Below are 19,052 nucleotides of genomic sequence, written 5' to 3'. Positions count from 1 at the left end.
TAACGTTAAGATGACAGTAACTCTAATCGCGCCAATCGCGATGGACGAAGGTCTTCGTTTCGCTATCCGTGAAGGTGGCCGTACTGTAGGTGCTGGTGTTGTAGCAACTATCGTAGAGTAATAATTAACTTTTAAGTTAATTAATACTATAAAAACCCGAGCTTAGCCTCGGGTTTTTTAATGCCTGAAATTTATGTCATGTGAAGGTGGCGCTATTACCTTTAGGCGTAGGTGCTATGCAGCAACGTTCAGTGAGTAATAGTTAACTTTTAAGTTAATTAATACTATAAAAACCCGAGCTTAGCCTCGGGTTTTTTAATGCCTGAAATTTACGTCATGTGAAGGTGGCGCTATTACCTTTAGGCGTAGGTGCAACGTAGCAACGTTCAATGAGTAATAGTTAACGTTTAAGTTAATTAATACTATAAAAACCTGAGCTTAGCCTCGGGTTTTTTAATGCCTGAAGAAAAGTGATTAGTTTTTAGCTATCAGCTTTTAGCTGCTTGGCGTTAATGTAAATAATGTTGTTTGGGTTGGCTTTACAAAGCCCGAGTAGAAGTGGTCACTGATGTATAAGGAGGTGCTTATTCAGTGAATAACTATCGACACTTACAGGGTATTAGCCTAAGCTAAAAATGGCTTAAATTTACAACAGGAAATGGGCGATGAATAATAAAAATAATTATCCGCAAGGTATATTTTGCTGGGCTGAACTGTGTACTCATAATTGGCAAGACGGGAAAGCTTTTTATACCTCGTTGTTTGAGTGGGGAAATGACGATCAGCCCATTGGCGATGATGAGTATTACACTATGCTACAAAAGCAAGGTGACGATATTGCTGCCATGTATCAAATGCCTAAAGAGCAAGTGGCCTCTACGCCTAGCTACTGGCTTACCTATATTGCCGTAGATGATGTTGATGCATGTGCAATTAAGGCGCAAGAGCTCGGTGCGCAAATTATAGCAGGCCCTCACAATGTTATGGATGCAGGGCGTATGTTAATGCTTAAAGACCCCGCGGGTGCCACGGTGGCATTGTGGCAAGGTAAAGAGCATATAGGATGTAAGCGTCCTTGTGAGCTCAACACGCCTTATTGGCATGAAATGGCAACGCGCGATAGTGAAACAAGCCGTGATTTTTACTGTGAACTACTGGGGGGGAAAAGTGAAACAAAACCTATGGAAGGTATGGATTACACCTTGTTTTTAGTTGCAGGTAAGCCGGTAGCAGGCATGCTACAAATGACTGATGAGTGGCCACAAGACGTACCCCCCCATTGGATGATTTACTTCGCCGTGGATAACTGCGATAGCTATGTAAAAAAAGCGGCGACTCTTGGAGGGCAAGTGTGTGTACCTGCTACAGATATTCCTGATGTAGGGCGTTTTAGTGTTATTTGCGACCCTCAAGGGGCTGTATTTTCTATTATTGAATCGGCAATGGATGATATTAAAGCTTAGTCATTAACAGCGCTTAAGGCTAAATTTTAGACTTTAGTGTGGTTATTTAGGCGCAGTAATTATGTGCTTTTTTGCTATAATGGCGGGTAATTACACCCTCAGTCAGCAAGAGAGCACAATGGAATTTGAACAAGATAGTAAATTAACCTTACCGTTATTTATTTTAAATGAGTCGCTTAGTGAGCGAGATGTAGAAAAGCCCGATTTAGACATTTCATTTGCTCTTGATGATGAGCTACTGACGCAGATATGCCAAAACCCAGCACCTGATAGCAGTATCGCTATTAGTTTAAAAGAGTATGAGCTTGCGCCGCATAGCAGCGAATTTAATGCGTTGTTAAACCAAGAGCACGATGCACAAATAACGCTGAGCCACGGCCCACTGTTAAGTGTGGTGTTAAATACCCACGACAACCAAACTTTTGTCTCTCCACAAATGGATATGATGCCAACCTTCGACCTGGGTGATGAGGATGAAGAATGAAAAAAATTCTGATCAGCACATTCGTCCTTATTATCCTCAGCGGGTGTGCTTATTTAGGCAATGCTCACTACAACGACTTATTTGGTGATGAACAAACGCAGCAGCGTATAGTGCCGCATGATACAGGTGCTGGTGCCGAGTTTTTGCAAGAAGTAAAACCTGTGCTAGATACACGCTGTGTAGTATGCCATGGCTGTTATGATGCGCCTTGTCAGCTAAAGCTTTCGTCCCCTGAAGGGATAGATAGAGGGCTAAGCAAAGAGCTTGTTTATAATGGTACACGGCTATTAGCCACTACACCAAGCCGGTTATTATTTGATGCAACCAGCACTGAGCAATGGCGTAAAAAGGGCTTTACTCCGGTACTTAACGAACGTGACCAAAACCCAGAAGCAAACCTTGCCGGTGGGGTGTTATTTAATTCATTAGTGCTTAAGCAAAGTGCACCCTTACCAGAGAATGAAATTCTTGATGACGAATTTGACTTTTCACTTAGCCGCTCTCAAACATGCGCCACTATGGGAGAATTCGATCGTTTAGCTGCAGAGCAGCCTCATGGCGGTATGCCTTACGGTTTACCGGGCGTGTCTAGCCAGGAATTTTATCATTTACAAAAGTGGCTTAAAGACGGTGGAAAAATGGCGCATATTAAACCGCCCACCAAAGCCGAGCTAACAAACGTTAAAAACTGGGAAGCGTTTTTAAATCAAGACAGCTTAAAATACCAATTAGCCGCACGTTATATTTACGAGCATTGGTTTTTAGCCCATATTTATTTTGGTTCTGATAAACCACAGAGCTTTTTTAAACTGGTTCGTTCAAGTACGCCGCCAGGCGAAGAAATTAAGCTAATTAATACGCGCCGACCATACGATGACCCTAAAGTGAGTCGTGTGTATTACCGTTTACTACAGGATCGCTCAACTGTTTTATCAAAAACACATTTACCGCTAAAGCTTGATGATGCAAAGCTTGCACGTATTTATGAGCAATTTATAGCTCCCGATTATACGGTTACTAAAATGCCAAGTTATAAGAGCGAGGCGGCATCTAATCCTTTTAAAACGTTTGAAGTAATTCCTATTAATTCTAAGTATCAATTTATGCTTGATGAAGCTGAGCTAATTATTATGGGCTTTATTAAGGGCCCTGTATGCCGCGGCCAAATTGCACTTAATGTGATTAACGATCATTTTTGGGTTGCCTTTGCAGACCCTGAAAAAGTCGCGACTCCAGCAGTGGAAGACATGTTACTTCAGCACGAAGAAGCCCTTGAATTACCTGCAGCAGAAGAAAGCAATGCATTGCCTATCTCTAGCTGGGTTAAATACTCAGTGCGTGAGAAAAAATACTTACAAGCCAAAGTTGAGCTGGCTAACGAGATGTTTAAAAACGGAGAGCATTTAACCACCGACCTATTGTGGAAAGGTGAAGGCCATAACAAAAATGCAGCGCTTACAATATTTCGCCATTTTGATAGTGCCACGGTAGTGAAAGGCTTTATTGGTCAAGAGCCTAAAACTATGTGGGTATTAGATTACGCGCTATTTGAGCGTATTCATTACTTACTTGTTGCAGGCTTTGATGTATACGGAAATATCGGCCACCAATTAGTGACCCGCCTATACATGGACTTTTTACGTTTAGAGGGTGAGCAAAACTTTTTGGCGTTATTACCTGAAACGAAGCGCCATCAAATTAAAAAAAGCTGGTATAGAAAGTCTCCGCCAAGCTTATCTAAGTTTTTTAAAAACAACCGAGAGTTTAGCCAACCTAGCGGTATTGAATATAAAACGGATGATCCACAACACGAGCTGTATGGGTTAGTTAAGCAAACTTTAGCGCCAGTACTGAGTGAGCACTACGACTACACAAAAGTACCCACGCCATTAAATGCACTAAACAATATGCCAGCTAAGGCTATAAATTTATTACCGCAGTTATCGTATATTTTGGTTAAGCAAGACGATGCTTCACATAAAGCTTACACGCTTATTCATCACAACGCGCATTACAATATTTCCAGCTTATTAAATGAAGATGGGCAGCGCGCTTATGATGAAGATACCGCCACCCTAGTGCCAGGTTTTATTGGCGATTACCCTGCGGCTATTTGGTATTTAAATGATCAAAATGAAATGGGTGAATTTGCAAAGCTATTACCTATGATGCAAATTGAAGCAGATTATGCTGCATTAAAAGTAAAATTTGGTATTCGTCGCTCACATCCAGAGTTTTGGAAATACAGCGACATAATGCACCAAGTAGCTAAAGAGTATCGCGGCGTTGAATTTGGTATGTTTGACTACAACCGATTAGAAAATCGCTAACTGGTAATTACAAAAGTGTCGCAAGTATTGCCCTTTTTGCCTCACACTTAATACATTTAGCCCAGTCATGTTACTGGGCTTTTTATTTATATAATTACTAAAGCTGATGTTGAGTTTTCTATATATAGGCTACACTTAAAATAAAAAAGCGGCCTTGTATGTTTAAAATTATTGCCAATGTAAGACAGCGTTACCGATGGGCGCTTATTGCTATTGCTCTGTTAATAAGTGGCTCAGCATTGTTGCTGCAGTATGGCTTTTCTGTACAAAAGTACGATGCCAAAATTATTAATATGGCAGGTAAGCAGCGCATGCTCTCGCAAAAAATTGCTTGGCATAGCAATGCACTTCTTTCATCACGAATCGATGTTGCTACCCATACCAATTCCCTCGAACACTCTCTCGCACAATTTAAAACAGCTCATGAGGTATTACTTACCAAGCAAGGTAGTAGTTACCGTTATTTAACGCCAGAATTAGTAAAGTTATACTTTGCTGAGCCAGCTAATCTAGATAGCGAAGTGAATGAATTTATTGCCCAAGCTAGCTGGCTGCTGTATCAAAAAGGCGAGGTAGACACACAGGTGCTCAACGTAGCACATGTAGAAAACCTGCTAGCTAAGCTTGACCGCGCGGTTACTTTATTTGAGCAACATGCAGTAAAAAAAGTTAACCGCGTGTCTAATTTAGAATTGCTGTGCTGGTTAGTCGCCATGGTGTTATTGCTCGTTGAGCTAAGATTTGTGTTTATGCCGATGGAAAAAGAGGTGGAACGCACCTTAACAGCTCTTCAAAAACAAAAGGACTTTGTAGCGCAAATGAGCCAAAACAAAGAGCACTTTATTGCCAGAGCAAGCCACGAATTTAGAACACCGTTACAGGGATTAATTACGTCGATTGATGAGCTAACCATCGATTCTGAGCAGCAAAATATTAAAACGCAAGCAAGCTACTGCGCCCTTAGACTTCTATCTATGCTTGATGAGCTACAAGACCTACAAGCACTAAGCACAGGAAAGTGGGCGCCAATTCTTAAAAACGAAAACCTTTTAGAATCCATAAACAAAGTGGTGTTGGCGTATGAGTATGCAGCGCAGCAAAAAGGGCTAACATTAATCACTCATTTTGATGAGTCTCTTAATTGTTTTTGTAAGTTAGATCATCAGCGCTTACAGCATGTATTAACCGAGCTAATTAGCAATGCAATAAAGTTTACCGACAAGGGCGAGGTTGAAGTTGCTGCAAACATGCAAAACTCGCAATTACAATTAACCGTTAATGATAGTGGGTGTGGTTTTTCTAGCGTAATAACAGAACTAGAGTTTGACTCATTTAAACAAACTAACCACTTTCAAGGCCTAAGAACGGGATTAACACGGGCGCAGTATGTTGTTAAAGCGCTGCATGGTTCGCTTTCATTTAAAAACAACGCAGCGAGTGGCGCTCATGTTACGCTTAACTTGCCGATTGAAATTACTAACCAGCAAACAGAAAGAGAAGTCGAAAAAAAGCTTTTTTGCCTTGTGGTTGAAGACAACGAATTAAACACCTTGTTACTCACACGTATTTTGGCAACATTAGGTGTGGACTATGAATGCGTTGTAAATGGCCTAGAAGCCTGCGAAAAGGTAGGTAAGGCTGACTATGATGTGGTGTTTATGGATTTAAACATGCCGGTCATGGATGGCTTTGAAGCGACTAAAAAAATACGCAAAGAGCTAAATAAAACCATGCCCATAATCGTTGTTACAGCAAATACCTCAGCAGAAGACATGGACTTAATTTATGAATATGGCGCGAGTGAGCATATTCATAAACCCATAAGTAAGCAGGCAGTGGCTGATGCATTGGTAAATGTATGCATAGCTAATGAAATAAATTAATACGCAATTAAATACGCTTGCTAAAGCAATTTACTATACGTTAAGTTGTTTATTTAGCTTATGGTGAAGGCAGTATTGTGCAAAGTATTGTATTTGAACAATTTAGTGGTTATTTAAAAGGGCAAGGTAAAAGCCGTTACACAATTAATGACTTAAGTTGGCAAGTGAATGCTGGTGAGCACTGGCTATTATTAGGCGCTAATGGCGCAGGTAAGTCGGCATTGAGCGCCGCATTAACGGGTGAAGCTAAGCAGCAAAGTGGTACTTTTAAAAGTACCTTTAATAGCACGCAGCTTGTGTCATCTGATGTGCAAAAGCAGTTAATCAAAAACGAAATTGAGCATGAACATCACAGCTTAGTAAAAGATTTTATCTTCCCTCAAAATAGTAGCTACAACCATGAGCTACGTACAAAACTAATAGATGCCTTTAATTACAGCGCCCTTTTAGAGAGGCATTTTAGAGATCTCTCTACCGGCGAAACCCGTAAACTCCTACTTATAAATGCGCTAAGTAGTCATGCTGATTTAGTGGTACTAGATGAGCCATATGATGGCTTAGATAAACATTCGTGTGAAGTGCTAAACACTTTATTAGAAACACTTAGCTCAACAATTAACTTTGTGTTTGTGTTAAATAGGCTTGATGAAATCCCACCGTTTATTACTCATTACGCTTATGTAAATCAGGGGCAGTTGCAGCATGTACTTAATAATCCAAACGCAGAGCAGCGTGCTGACTTGCTTAAACTACTGCATTTAACCCATACCGCTTTAGAAATACCTCAACCGGATGACTCCCAAGGCCGTGCAGAGTATACCGCCGATACATTGATTAAGCTTAGTAATGCAAAGGTTAGCTACGCTGGGGTTGATGTATTTAAAAATCTCAATTGGCAAATTAATAAACATCAACACTGGCAATTGAGTGGTAAAAATGGCTCAGGTAAAACCTGCTTATTAAATTTAATCACTGGCGATAACCCTCAATGCTACAGCAATGATATTCAGGTATTTGGTTTTAAACGCGGAAGCGGTGAAAGTATTTGGGATATAAAACAGCATATTGGCTATATATCAAATGCACTGCATATGGATTATCGAGTAAGTATATCGGCATTGAATACAGTTATTTCTGGGTTTTACGACAGCATTGGCTTATATCAAAAGCCAACAGAGTCACAAGTAAATACAGCTAAGCAATGGTTAGCGCTGATTGGGTTAGGCGATAAACAAAATAGCTCATTTACGCAACTTTCATACGGCGATCAGCGCATGCTATTAATAGTGCGTGCTATGGTAAAACACCCCACGTTACTTATTTTAGATGAACCTTGTTTGGGGCTTGATGAGGCAAATAGACAGCGAGTACTAATATTAATCGAGAAAATTTGTGCCGCAAATACCAGCACCGTTATTTATGTAAATCACCATGCGGCAGACAAAATTAAAGGGATTGAGCATTACTTAAAAATGGAAGATTTTAATTAAAGGCTGGGCTATTTAGGCCCAACCTTTAACGCCACGTTATAGGCGAGTAATGGTAAAGCCTGCATCAGTTAACTGTTTAATTAAACCATGCTGCTCTGGTAAGTGCAGCGCGCCTACAGCAATAAATAGCTTTTCGTTAGTTAAGCGAGGCACTAATTGCTCCACCCATTTATTATTACGATTAACTAGCATAACTTGCTCGCTTATTTCACCGTAGTTACTCTCGTCAAAACTCATGTTGTAGTATTCAGTCAGCGTATCCATATCACCATTTTTCCAGGCGTTTACTAACTTAATAAAATAAGTATTAATATCGGCAAGCTGTTCAAACGTTTCTTCAATCATTTCATTACTGAGCAAAGCCATGCCATCAAACATTTGCAGTTGCTGCTCTAGCGTTTCTAACTCTCCAATCGTGATATTTTGCTTTTTAGCGTAAGCAAGTACTTGCTTGTCTATGCCTGTCTGGTCAGAAAACCCTGCATTTTGAAATTCAATCTGCATCATGGTTACCATTACAGCCCAAGGTTTGAGGCCATTAAACATAGCTATATCAATCGATTTTTTAGCAAAGTAGTCTTTAAGCTTATTGTAGTTTTGTTTTGAGAGTTCTGTTTGTAATGTTTTGCCATCTTTAAGCATCATAAAGGGCATTGAACGCTGCTGCATTTGCAAAGGCGTGAGTTTACTTATATCTACTTCAACAACAACTTGCTCGCTTTGATCTATAGCCTTAGTTACTTTTTCTGGTAAGCCTTTCATGCTGGCGTCGCCTACGTGAACCGTGCCAAACAAGTAAGAGCTAGTACCGTTTTTTTCTACTTTAAATAATGCCGGTGCTGCGACACTATTAAAACTAGTTGCTATAAAAAGTGCCAGTATAAAGAACTGACTAATTCGAGAGAGGGCTTGCATGGTTTGTCCTTAAATCTAATTGAGTTGCCTAAATACTAGCTTAAATTAAAGCGCTTTAATAAACCTATTTGGTTATATTAAACACTTTTAAATGCGCTTATGAGTTTAGTTGCACTAGGGCACCTTATTTAAATAGGGTGAATGTAATTGAGTGGTGCGTAATAGGGCTTGCGGAGTAAACCTGCCTAATTAGCAAAGTTTTAAGTTATTTACCGTGCTGCGCTGTTATTTGTACTACAATGTATCAAAAATTAATCAAGCCCTATATGGCTATTATGGGGCTAGTGAATTTACTTGCTGTAAATTAAGGTATAAATTTTTCATTTAAGCCTTTTATTGTGAATTTAAAATCCGTTTAAAGTCGCTTTTTGCTCTTTTGTTGAATTAAGTTTGGTGTTGACTTACTCGCCTCAGCGCGGTACAAATACATATACAGAGCGAAGAGTATTACTTCGTAACAAATGAACACATTTTGGTATTAATTACATGCTTACAAATGCACTTAACCTAGTCCTGATTATTATCGTGGTGATTATTCCCGCGAGGGCTTCGTAGTGCTATAAACTTAAGCATTAAAAAGCCCTCCGCACCTAACCGTTCGGAGGGCTTTTTAGTTTTAAGCACAAAGTTTTAAAGATTTTATACCAATTCGCTTAATTAAGTGATCTATTTTGAGGATAGATAAACGTGTTGATAGCTAGGCAAAAAATTCGCTATTTAGTTGTTCTAAATGAGAATTTTTTAACGCAGATAGCGACACTTTTAGTCCCCTAAAAATAATTAAGTATTATTGCGGATTGGTATTAGCTATAAGTTTTTTAAGTAAGTATGTAATTGGGTTGTCACTGAGGAATGAGGATTAATTAATGACAGGCGCAGAACTAACAATCGATTTATTAGCCAAGCACGGCGTAAATGAAGTATTTGGCTACCCTGGCGGAGCTATTATGCCCATTTACGATGCGCTGTATGGCGCGCCTGTAAAGCATTACCTTACTCGCCATGAGCAAGGCGCTGGCTTTGCCGCAGTGGGTTATGCTCGCAGCACAGGCAAATTAGGCGTTTGTTTTGCTACCTCAGGCCCAGGCGCTACTAACTTAATAACAGCTCTTGCCGATGCAATGATGGACTCAGTGCCATTATTAGCAATTACAGGCCAAGTACCGACTGCCGCTATTGGCTCAGATGCATTTCAAGAAGTCGATGTACTAGGTATGTCACTGTCGTGTACTAAACATAGCTACATGGTAGAGCGCCCAGAAGACTTAGCTGAAATATTACAAGAAGCCATGCACTTAGCTCAAAGTGGTCGCCCAGGCCCAGTGCTTGTAGATATTCCAAAAGATATTCAAATGGCGCAAGTGCCTTTTAAACCTTGGTTAGCTGCTGATGAATATTTACCACAACTTGATTTAAACCAAGTAGCCATTGCAAACCAGTTATTAACTGAAGCAAAGCAGCCAGTAGCGTATGTAGGTGGTGGCGTACAAGCCGCCGATGCGCAAAATGAGTTAATGCAGTTTTTAAACAAAACACAAATGCCAGCGGTATCAACATTAAAAGCGCTAGGCAGTGTGTTACCAGATTACGAGCACTACTTAGGAATGCTAGGCATGCACGGCACACAAGCGGCTAACATAGCAGTACAAGAGTGTGATGTACTTGTATGTATAGGCGCGCGCTTTGATGACCGCGTAACGGGCAACTTAGCCAAATTTGCAGCCAAAGCAAAAGTAATTCACTTAGACATTGACGCGGCCGAAGTAGGTAAACGCAAACCTGCTAAAGCGTCCTTAATTGCTGATCTAAAAACCTCATTACCCGCACTTGAGTGTGTTGTAACACCTAAAGCATGGTGCGATACAAATAAGCTCATGAGCGAAAAACACGCATGGCGTTACGACTACCCAGGCGAAAAAGTATTTGCCCCGTATTTATTGAACCAGTTAAGCCAGCGTATGCCAAAAACAGGCGTAGTGTGCTGCGATGTAGGCCAGCACCAAATGTGGGTGGCGCAACATATGAAATTTAACCACCCAAGTAATCACTTAAGTAGTGGTGGCGCAGGCACTATGGGCTTTGGTTTACCCGCGGCTATTGGCGCGCAAGTAGCACGCCCAGACGATTTTGTAATAACGGTGTCGGGTGATGGCTCAATCATGATGAACATTCAAGAGCTTGCCACTATACGTCGTAACAATTTACCAGTAAAAATACTAATATTAGATAACCAACGCTTAGGTATGGTTCGTCAATGGCAGGAACTGTTTTTTGAAGGGCGTTACTCTGAAACCAATCTTTCAGATAACCCTGACTTTGTTCAGTTAGCGGCGGTATTTGGTATTCCTGGGCAAACTATTACTAAAGCCAACGAAGTAGACGATGCAATCACTGCACTGGTAAACAGCGAAGGGCCGTATATTTTACATGCCTGTATAGATGATAAAGAAAACGTATGGCCGCTTGTACCACCAGGGGCTGCAAATGACGAAATGATTACGGAGAAAGCACAATGAAACACAGCTTAACTATTGCATTGAAAAACCAAAGTATTGCGGTGGAGCGCTTTTTACGTGTTGTACGTCACCGTGGTTTTGACCTTACGCATTTTCAGCTTAATACCGATGAAGCTCAATATACGATAGCAATGACGGTCGATAGCGATAAGCCTATTCATCTATTAACCAGCCAGCTAAATAAGTTGGTGGACGTTAAAGAAATCAGCTTAGAAAATTTACAGCAACAAGCAGTGTAACTGCTAACGAAACACATTTACGCGTTACTGAATATGACCATCAGTAACTCAACAATTTTTAGAATGAGGAATGCCCGCTTACACAGCGGCAAAACAGAGGTAACTATGGCTAAATTAAGAAGTGCAACAACAACTGAAGGACGTAAACGCGCAGGCGCACGTGCATTATGGCGCGCAACAGGCATGACCGACACCGACTTTGGTAAACCTATTATTGCTGTAGTTAACTCGTTTACGCAATTTGTACCAGGGCATGTACACCTTAATCAGCTTAGTGAGCTAATGGCTGAAACAATCACGCAAGCGGGCGGCGTACCAAAAGAATTCAACACCATCGCAATTGATGACGGTATCGCAATGGGCCACGGTGGTATGCTTTACTCACTCCCTTCTCGCGACTTAATTGCAGACTCTGTTGAGTATATGGTTAACGGCCACTGCGCTGATGCGATGATCTGTATTTCTAACTGTGACAAAATCACCCCAGGGATGATGCTTGCAGCGCTACGTTTAAATATACCGGTTATTTTTGTATCGGGCGGGCCAATGGAAGCGGGTAAAACCAAACTTGCTAACATCGATATTAAACTAGATTTAGTTGATGCCATGGTAAAAGGCGCTGATGAAACAGTAAGTGATGCTGATTCAGAGCAAGTAGAGCGCTCTGCGTGTCCTACCTGTGGCTCGTGTTCGGGTATGTTTACTGCCAACTCAATGAACTGTTTATTAGAGGCTATTGGCCTTGCACTACCGGGTAACGGAACAACGCTTGCAACTCATAAAGATCGTAAGCAACTGTATGTAGAAGCCGGCGCTCGCATTGTTGACTTGTGCCGCGAGTACTACCAAAAAGACAACCACGACGTGTTACCGCGTGCAATTGCAAACAAAACAGCCTTTATGAACTCTATGGTGGTTGATATTGCCATGGGGGGTTCATCTAATACCGTATTGCATTTATTAGCAGCAGCACAAGAAGCCGGTGTAGATTTTGATATGTCGCACATTGACGAGCTTTCTCGTAAAACCCCATTTTTATGTAAAGTAGCTCCAGCTACACCTGAGTACCATATAGAAGATGTGCATCGCGCTGGTGGCATGATGGCAATTGTACGTGAGCTAGGTAAAGCAGGTTTAGTTGATTTATCGGTAAACCACGTAGCGGGTATGACGATGGGTGAGCTTGTTAAAAAGTGGGATGCGACTGACCCTACAAACGAAGCAGCACAAAAGTTTTACCGCGCAGGCCCTGCGGGTATTCGTACTACAAAAGCAATGAGCCAAGAGTGCCGTTGGGATGAAGGCGATAACGACCGAGAGCATGGTTGTATCCGTAGTGTTGAGCATGCCTTTAGACAAGATGGTGGCTTAGCTGTGCTTTCAGGTAATTTAGCGGTTGATGGCTGTATTGTTAAAAGCGCAGGCGTAGTGGACGAAATGCTGCATTTTGAAGGCACTGCCGTGGTGTACGAGTCACAAGATGATTCAGTAGAAGGCATTTTAAACGACGAAGTAAAAGCCGGTGATGTTGTGGTTATTCGCTACGAAGGCCCTAAAGGCGGCCCAGGTATGCAAGAAATGCTTTACCCAACGAGCTACTTAAAATCAAAAGGCCTTGCTGAAAAATGTGCCCTGATCACCGATGGTCGTTTCTCGGGCGGCACCTCTGGTTTATCAATCGGCCACGTATCGCCAGAGGCGGCAAGTGGCGGTGCTATTGCGTATGTTGAAAATGGCGACAAAATTATCATTGATATCGCAACACGTGAAATCACCCTTGCATTAAGTGATGAAGAGCTAGAAGCACGTAAACAAAAGCAATTAGCGCGTGGTAAGCAAGCGTATAAGCCGCTTGATCGTGACCGCTATGTATCGTCGGCATTAAAAGCGTATGCATTACTTGCAACCAGTGCCGATAAAGGCGCAGTACGTGATTTAGCCAAACTGGAGGAGCTTAGCTAATTATGGTTTCTCAAGAGCTCGATTATTTTCGCGCTATTATTCAGGCCAATATGGAACCGCTAGCTAAAGTGACTGAGGTCAGCGAAGTGCGCGACCTCAGTGATAAATTAGGCAACCATGTTTGGTTAAAGCGTGAAGATCAACAGCCCGTGTATTCGTTTAAGTTACGCGGTGCTTATAATAAATTAAACAAGTTACCAAAAGGGTCTGTTGTTATTACGGCATCTGCGGGTAACCATGCACAAGGTGTGGCGCTTAGTGCTTCACATCTTGGCCATAAAGCCACTATTGTTATGCCAGTTACCACGCCTGAAATAAAAGTAAGTGCGGTACGTGCACTGGGCGGTGAAGTGGTTTTACATGGCCATCATTTTGATGCTGCAAAAGCACATGCACTTGAACTAACAGAGCAACGCAATGGCGTATTTGTACCGCCTTTTGATGACCCTGACGTAATAGTGGGGCAAGGCACAGTGGCTCGCGAGCTTATGCAGCAACTCAACGAGCTTGATGCGGTATTTATCCCTGTTGGCGGTGGTGGTTTACTTGCTGGTATGGCGGTTTATATCAAATCATTACGCCCCGATATAAAAGTCATTGGCGTAGAAGCTGACGAAAGTGCATGTTTACAAGCCGCGCTTAAAGCGGGCGAGCCTGTTGAGCTTGACCGTGTTGGCAGTTTTGCCGATGGCGTAGCGGTTAAAATTATTGGCAGTGAAACATTTCGCTTAGCGCAAAAATTTTGCGATGAAGTTGTAACTGTCAGTGGCGATGAAATTTGTGCCGCCATGCAAGATATTTTTGTCTCTACTCGCGCGATTTCAGAGCCCTCAGGTGCACTTGCAACCGCAGGGCTGAAAAAGTGGAGCCAGCAATCGGGCTTAAAAGGGCTGCATTTAGCAGCGGTGCTTTCGGGTGCTAACTTAAATTTTGACCGCTTACGTTATGTGGCTGAGCGTACTGCGCTAGGTGAAAAAAACGAAGCACTACTTGCGGTGACCATTAAAGAAGAAAAAGGCAGCTTTAAGCAGTTTTGCACTTCTTTAGGTGGTCGGGCTATTACTGAGTTTAACTACCGTTATGCAGGCCCAGGTGAAGCGCAAATATTTGTAGGTATTGCCCTGCGCCAGGGTGAGCAAGAACTCAACGAGCTAAAACAAGACCTAACTAACAATGACTACCAATTTTGCGATTTATCAGATAACGAACTCGCTAAATTACACGTACGTTATATGGTAGGGGGTAAAGCACCGGAGCAGTTACACGAAAGGTTATTACGGTTTGAATTTCCGGAATACCCAGGAGCCCTTGCGCGCTTTTTAGATACCCTAGGTAGCAATTGGAATATTACTTTATTTCATTATCGCAATCATGGGGGGTCTATCGGAAATGTACTGGCGGGCTTTGCTATTGAGCCAAGCCAATTTGATATGTTTAACGAGCACTTAAATCGCTTAGGTTACAGTGTACAAGATGAAACACATAACCCGTGTTTTACGCAGTTTTTAACCTCTCAGCCACAAAGCCCAAACGTTGACAATTTAGCCTCAGCTTAGGGTTTTTATAAGCAAGTATGCACGTTTGCATGCTTGCTTTATCGTGTGTTTTAAATATAGTTACAGCTAATGACTACTATTTGGAACACCCAGTTGCTTATTAAAGGATTAATATTTGTAATTTTGCTTTTTTGCAGCCAACTAATGGCTCAAGAATCAGTCACCTTACAACTAAAATGGACCCACCAGTTTCAGTTCGCCGGCTATTATATGGCTCAGCAAAAAGGCTACTACAAAGACGCCGGACTTGATGTAACCATACGCGAAGCCAATCCTAAAATGCCTGACACTTTCACGCCTGTAGCAAGTGGAGAAGCCCAATTTGGCGTAGCGCATTCGGGTATTTTACAACAAAGAGTAAACGGCCAACCGTTTGTAGCAATGGCGGCTATTTTACAGTTTTCTCCTTACTGTTGGATGGTAAAAGACAGCTCTGATATTTTTCACCCCCGCGATTTTACCGCTAAACGTATTACCGAAGTGAGTAAAAAAGACAGTACCGAGCTGCTAGTTATGCTTAAACGCAGCGGTATTGATATTGCTACTTTAGAGGTATACGAAGGCGATGAGCCTGCGCTACAAGCGTGGCAAGAAAACAAACTTGATGCAATGCAAGTGTATGTCACCACTCAGCCTTACTTTATGACTCAGCAAGGGGTATCGCACCGCCTTATATGCCCACAGCGCTATGGTATGGATGTGTATGGTGATGTGCTATTTACCAGCGAATCAATGCTTAAAAAGCACCCGCAAACGGTCGAAAAGTTTTACCAAGCGAGCTTAAAAGGTTGGCGCTATGCGATGATGAATATGGATGAAGCCATTGCAATTACTCAACAAGTGTATGCGCCAAACAAAAGTTTTCATCAGCTAGCTTATGAAGCCGAAGTATTGAAAGACTACATAATGCCGCCTACGACCCATTTAGGGAATATGTCGATGGCTAAGTGGCGCTTAATTGCAGATTATTATGGCATTAAGCAAACGCAATTTGACGAGCACAAAGCTGGGTTTGTTTATAAATACCAAGAGCCAGAGCGATTACAACTGTCGTGGATGCTAATAGCCGCCTTTATTGTGAGTATTATTTCGATCCCCCTTTATTTGCGTTTAATACTTGGAAAAAAATAACCGCTTAATGCTGCTCTGCGCAACTGGTATAATTAAACGTCTTTTTACTATTTTAAGTTGTTATGAACCTAGCTGAGCAGTTTGCAGCACTCGATGCAGTGCTAATGAATACCCGCGAATATTGGCAATGTACAGCATTTGATTTTGATGAATTACCGTGGCCTGAGCTACAAGCGGCGTTAAATAACTTATCAGATGAAGATGTCGCAAGGCTTGATAACGATCAGCAACAGCTTTATCAATTTTTTAGCCCGTTTATTGCTGGGGTAGAGCAGCTACCTGAGCTGTGCAATTTACCAAAAAGCCAGCAGCAACGCGGTGAATACCCGTTTTGGATAAGTAACGGTATTAAAGGGCGTAAGTTTGAGCAGCTGCAAGACTTTGTTTCAGCATTAACAAGTAGCACGCAGCCTGTACTTGAATGGTGCGCAGGTAAAGGGCATTTAGGCCGAATGCTTGCTTATAACGGCGCGCAAAGCGTGCACAGTGTTGAGCTACAAGGGCACCTTTGCGAGCAAGGAGAGCACAGTGCACGCAAGCAAGGTTTAGCGATGAAATTTAGCCAAGCTAATGTACTTGAAGATGAAACACGCCATTTTTTTAATACCGACACACATGCGGTTGCACTGCATGCATGTGGCGCACTGCACCAAACATTTATGCAACACGCCAGCGCCGCTAGGGTAAAACGTATTAGTTTTTCGCCGTGCTGTTATCACTTATTTACCGATAGTCGTTATCAGGCAATGAGTGAGCTTGCTCTTGCTAGTAAGCTTAATTTAACGCACCGCGATCTAAAACTGGCGCTGCAAGAAACAGTTACAGCTCCTTCACGTGTAGCTAAAATACGAAAAACTGAGGTGGAATGGCGCTTAGGGTTTGACGCACTTCGAAAGTCACTCACTCATGAGCAATATTACGTGAGTGTGCCTTCAGTTAACAAAGCCGTGTTTTCTGATACGTTTGCACAGTTTTGTGCTTGGGCGGGGGATAAAAAGTCTATATGTATCCCTCAAGATACTGATTACGATAAGTTTTTATTAATTGGTAAGGCGCGTAAAAAAGTAACAGAGCGAATCGAACTGGTTCGACATGTGTTTAGAAGAGCAATAGAAGTTTGGCTTGTGCTCGATCGTGCTTTATATTTGCAACAGCAAGGTTATCACGTTTCAGTTACCACCTTTTGTGAGAAACAATTAACTCCTCGCAATATTTTAATTCTTGCAAACACCAACTAAAAAGGCGCTCATTATTTGTCTTTTTTGGGGTGTAATTTCTATCCCGTCCTAAATAAGAGATGCAATGAGAAAGCTAAAAAATTTATTCGAAAACAACAAACGTTGGGCTGCACGTACAACCGAAGCCAACCCTGAGTTTTTTAAAATATTATCAATGCAACAAAACCCAGAGTACTTGTGGATTGGCTGTTCAGACTCCCGTGTTCCTGCCAACCAAATTGTTGATTTACTGCCGGGTGAATTATTTGTACACCGTAATGTAGCTAATGTGGTAGTACATACTGACCATAACTGTTTATCGGTAATGCAATACGCGGTAGAGGTGCTTAAAGTAAAACATATTATGGTGGTTGGCCACTACGGCTGTGGCGGTGTACAAGCGGTATTAAATAACGCCAAATTTGGTTTTATTGATAATTGGTTACGCCATGTTGGCGATGTAAAAGAAAAACACTTAGAGCAGCTTAATGCAATGGATGAGCAACAGCGTTTAAGTCGCTTAATTGAGCTAAACGTTATTGAGCAAGTACGCAATGTGTGCAGAACAAACATAGTTCAAGATGCATGGGATAAAGGGCAAGAGCTCACAATTCATGGTTGGGTATATGGATTAGAGAACGGCCACTTGCACGACTTATCATCGGTTGTAACCTGCGCCGATGAAGAAGGCGATGTGTATAAAAAAGCCGTTGCACATGTACTCGCTAAAGCCGGTTGCGAGTAATTTAAACAATGACTAAAACGGCGATAATCATAGGGGCAACAGGGGTTGTGGGGAGTGAGCTATTAACGCTTTTACTGCAAAGCCCTGCGTTTGGCCATGTGATTGCTATAACTCGCCGTAAGCTGGGCGTTGAACATACTAAGCTCACTAATCAGGTTATTGATTTTGATTGTTTAACCAACTACTGCGCGTTATTTAAAGGGGATGTGTTTTTTTCGTGTTTGGGCACTACTAAAAAGCAGGCTGGCTCAACCGCGGTGCAGCGTAAAGTTGATTTTGATTATCAGTTTATTGCGGCGCAAATGGCGGCAAACAATGCAGTGAGCCATTATTGCTTAGTGTCATCAAGCGGCGCTAATGCGCACAGCATCAGCCCTTACTTAAAAATGAAAGGCGAGCTTGAGCAGCACATAAAAACGCTGGGCTTTGCAAAAGTAAGTATATTCCAGCCGTCTTTATTGATTGGTGAGCGAAACGATACACGAATAGCTGAGCAAATAGGCGCATTTGTGTTACCTGTTATTACTCAACTTCCTTTTTTAAAACGTTATAAACCCATTACGGGTAAGCAAGTGGCGCTAAAAGTGTGCGCTGTAAGTTTAGCGCAGCAACAATCACTGCAATACTATGTATTAGATGCACTTTTTAATACATAGTGGGTAAATGTTAAAACTAAAAGCAAAAAAGCAGCCTTGGCTGCTTTTTTTGTGGCTGAGTATACAGACGTAATACGTGCTACTCGGCGTTATTTTTAGCATTTAGTTGCTGCTCTAGTAACACAACTTTTGCTTCAAGCTCAGTGAGTTTTTCACGAGTACGAATAAGTACTTGGCTTTGTACATCAAATTCTTCGCGGCTAACAAAGTCCATTTCAGCCAGCTTATTTTGTAAAACTTGTTTGGTTTTACCTTCCAGTGTATCTGCTAGGTTTTTTACACCTTGCGGCATGTTGTTGGTGATTTGCTTAGCAATTTCTTCAAGTTTTGCTGGATTGATCATAATCGTCCCTTGCTGTTGCCCTAAAATGATAATGACTAATATTACCTTATACCTAAGGTATTTAATACATGATCACCACAATGGAATTAATTAATCTAATGGCTATGCCTGTATCTGTGGTT

At 41.8% G+C, this 19,052-nt stretch carries 15 protein-coding genes and 1 pseudogene; 14 read left to right on the top strand and 2 right to left on the bottom strand.

The features are described 5' to 3' along the window. The 6 genes and pseudogenes from PSH50_RS09915 to PSH50_RS09890 all read left to right on the top strand — a co-directional run. A pseudogene (locus PSH50_RS09915) lies at nt 1–121 on the top strand (elongation factor Tu); the annotation flags it as partial. A gap of 544 nt (nt 122–665) precedes the next feature. Then, nucleotides 666–1,463 (top strand): VOC family protein, encoded by a 798-nt coding sequence (locus tag PSH50_RS09910; protein ID WP_273609602.1) that lies wholly within the window; start codon nt 666–668, stop codon nt 1,461–1,463. A 118-nt stretch (nt 1,464–1,581) separates the two neighbouring features. Further along, nucleotides 1,582–1,947 carry a hypothetical protein gene (locus tag PSH50_RS09905; protein ID WP_273586739.1) on the top strand — a complete coding sequence of 122 codons (366 nt, stop codon included), beginning with the start codon at nt 1,582–1,584 and terminating at the stop codon, nt 1,945–1,947. After that, nucleotides 1,944–4,277 (top strand): fatty acid cis/trans isomerase, encoded by a 2,334-nt coding sequence (locus PSH50_RS09900; protein ID WP_273586599.1) that lies wholly within the window; start codon nt 1,944–1,946, stop codon nt 4,275–4,277. Before PSH50_RS09905 ends, PSH50_RS09900 begins: the two co-directional genes overlap by 4 nt. Nucleotides 4,278–4,435: 158 nt before the next feature. Further along, nucleotides 4,436–6,160, top strand: a complete 1,725-nt coding sequence (locus PSH50_RS09895) for a response regulator (RefSeq protein WP_273586600.1) — start codon at nt 4,436–4,438, stop codon at nt 6,158–6,160. Between the two features lie 77 nt (nt 6,161–6,237). Continuing rightward, nucleotides 6,238–7,650: an ATP-binding cassette domain-containing protein gene (locus PSH50_RS09890; RefSeq protein ID WP_273586601.1), complete on the top strand. Its 1,413-nt coding sequence runs from the start codon at nt 6,238–6,240 to the stop codon at nt 7,648–7,650. A 36-nt stretch (nt 7,651–7,686) separates the two neighbouring features. On the opposite strand, the gene PSH50_RS09885 is transcribed toward PSH50_RS09890, so the two are convergent. Further along, nucleotides 7,687–8,565, bottom strand: a complete 879-nt coding sequence (locus PSH50_RS09885; RefSeq protein WP_004589293.1) for a TraB/GumN family protein — start codon at nt 8,563–8,565, stop codon at nt 7,687–7,689. A gap of 866 nt (nt 8,566–9,431) precedes the next feature. Between PSH50_RS09885 and ilvG the strand changes: the two genes are divergently transcribed. The 8 genes from ilvG to PSH50_RS09845 all read left to right on the top strand — a co-directional run bounded on the left by ilvG (nt 9,432) and on the right by PSH50_RS09845 (nt 18,587). After that, nucleotides 9,432–11,081, top strand: coding sequence for an acetolactate synthase 2 catalytic subunit (gene ilvG / locus PSH50_RS09880; RefSeq protein ID WP_004589294.1), 1,650 nt, complete (start codon nt 9,432–9,434; stop codon nt 11,079–11,081). Next, complete coding sequence (gene ilvM / locus PSH50_RS09875; RefSeq protein WP_004589295.1) at nt 11,078–11,320, top strand: acetolactate synthase 2 small subunit; 243 nt, start codon at nt 11,078–11,080, stop codon at nt 11,318–11,320. The genes ilvG and ilvM overlap by 4 nt, the downstream gene beginning before the upstream one ends. Before the next feature lie 105 nt (nt 11,321–11,425). After that, nucleotides 11,426–13,282 (top strand): dihydroxy-acid dehydratase, encoded by a 1,857-nt coding sequence (gene ilvD, locus PSH50_RS09870; RefSeq protein ID WP_024032149.1) that lies wholly within the window; start codon nt 11,426–11,428, stop codon nt 13,280–13,282. Between the two features lie 2 nt (nt 13,283–13,284). Then, the gene (ilvA, locus tag PSH50_RS09865) at nt 13,285–14,838 is read left to right on the top strand and encodes a threonine ammonia-lyase, biosynthetic (protein ID WP_273586602.1); all 1,554 of its coding nucleotides are present in this window, start codon (nt 13,285–13,287) and stop codon (nt 14,836–14,838) included. 144 nt (nt 14,839–14,982) lie between these two features. Beyond that, complete coding sequence (locus PSH50_RS09860) at nt 14,983–15,969, top strand: ABC transporter substrate-binding protein (protein ID WP_039972499.1); 987 nt, start codon at nt 14,983–14,985, stop codon at nt 15,967–15,969. 62 nt (nt 15,970–16,031) lie between these two features. Then, on the top strand, nt 16,032–17,207 hold the full coding sequence (locus PSH50_RS09855; protein ID WP_273586603.1) for a methyltransferase: 1,176 nt from the start codon (nt 16,032–16,034) through the stop codon (nt 17,205–17,207). A 64-nt stretch (nt 17,208–17,271) separates the two neighbouring features. Beyond that, nucleotides 17,272–17,931, top strand: coding sequence for a carbonate dehydratase (gene can / locus PSH50_RS09850; RefSeq protein WP_024032154.1), 660 nt, complete (start codon nt 17,272–17,274; stop codon nt 17,929–17,931). Nucleotides 17,932–17,939: 8 nt separating this feature from the next. Continuing rightward, nucleotides 17,940–18,587 carry a short chain dehydrogenase gene (locus tag PSH50_RS09845; RefSeq protein WP_273586604.1) on the top strand — a complete coding sequence of 216 codons (648 nt, stop codon included), beginning with the start codon at nt 17,940–17,942 and terminating at the stop codon, nt 18,585–18,587. A gap of 79 nt (nt 18,588–18,666) precedes the next feature. Here the strand turns inward: PSH50_RS09845 and PSH50_RS09840 are convergent, their stop codons facing one another. Beyond that, nucleotides 18,667–18,930 carry an accessory factor UbiK family protein gene (locus tag PSH50_RS09840; protein WP_004589302.1) on the bottom strand — a complete coding sequence of 88 codons (264 nt, stop codon included), beginning with the start codon at nt 18,928–18,930 and terminating at the stop codon, nt 18,667–18,669. Nucleotides 18,931–19,052: the final 122 nt, after the last annotated feature.

The sequence above is a fragment of the Pseudoalteromonas sp. Angola-7 genome (assembly GCF_028599255.1).
Taxonomy (GTDB): domain Bacteria; phylum Pseudomonadota; class Gammaproteobacteria; order Enterobacterales; family Alteromonadaceae; genus Pseudoalteromonas; species Pseudoalteromonas atlantica.
Note: the sequence above shows the minus strand (reverse complement) of the source record. Positions and strands in the feature narration are given on the sequence as shown.

What these genes read in the sequence shown, in the direction of transcription:
- PSH50_RS09855 (WP_273586603.1), top strand. Translation starts at nt 16,032, where the DNA reads ATGAACCTAGCTGAGCAGTTTGCAGCACTCGATGCAGTGCTAATGAAT.
- PSH50_RS09860 (WP_039972499.1), top strand. Translation starts at nt 14,983, where the DNA reads ATGGCTCAAGAATCAGTCACCTTACAACTAAAATGGACCCACCAGTTT.
- ilvD (WP_024032149.1), top strand. Translation starts at nt 11,426, where the DNA reads ATGGCTAAATTAAGAAGTGCAACAACAACTGAAGGACGTAAACGCGCA.
- PSH50_RS09840 (WP_004589302.1), bottom strand. Translation starts at nt 18,930, where the DNA reads ATGATCAATCCAGCAAAACTTGAAGAAATTGCTAAGCAAATCACCAAC.
- PSH50_RS09895 (WP_273586600.1), top strand. Translation starts at nt 4,436, where the DNA reads ATGTTTAAAATTATTGCCAATGTAAGACAGCGTTACCGATGGGCGCTT.
- PSH50_RS09900 (WP_273586599.1), top strand. Translation starts at nt 1,944, where the DNA reads ATGAAAAAAATTCTGATCAGCACATTCGTCCTTATTATCCTCAGCGGG.
- ilvA (WP_273586602.1), top strand. Translation starts at nt 13,285, where the DNA reads ATGGTTTCTCAAGAGCTCGATTATTTTCGCGCTATTATTCAGGCCAAT.
- can (WP_024032154.1), top strand. Translation starts at nt 17,272, where the DNA reads ATGAGAAAGCTAAAAAATTTATTCGAAAACAACAAACGTTGGGCTGCA.
- ilvM (WP_004589295.1), top strand. Translation starts at nt 11,078, where the DNA reads ATGAAACACAGCTTAACTATTGCATTGAAAAACCAAAGTATTGCGGTG.
- PSH50_RS09845 (WP_273586604.1), top strand. Translation starts at nt 17,940, where the DNA reads ATGACTAAAACGGCGATAATCATAGGGGCAACAGGGGTTGTGGGGAGT.
- PSH50_RS09905 (WP_273586739.1), top strand. Translation starts at nt 1,582, where the DNA reads ATGGAATTTGAACAAGATAGTAAATTAACCTTACCGTTATTTATTTTA.
- PSH50_RS09910 (WP_273609602.1), top strand. Translation starts at nt 666, where the DNA reads ATGAATAATAAAAATAATTATCCGCAAGGTATATTTTGCTGGGCTGAA.
- ilvG (WP_004589294.1), top strand. Translation starts at nt 9,432, where the DNA reads ATGACAGGCGCAGAACTAACAATCGATTTATTAGCCAAGCACGGCGTA.
- PSH50_RS09885 (WP_004589293.1), bottom strand. Translation starts at nt 8,565, where the DNA reads ATGCAAGCCCTCTCTCGAATTAGTCAGTTCTTTATACTGGCACTTTTT.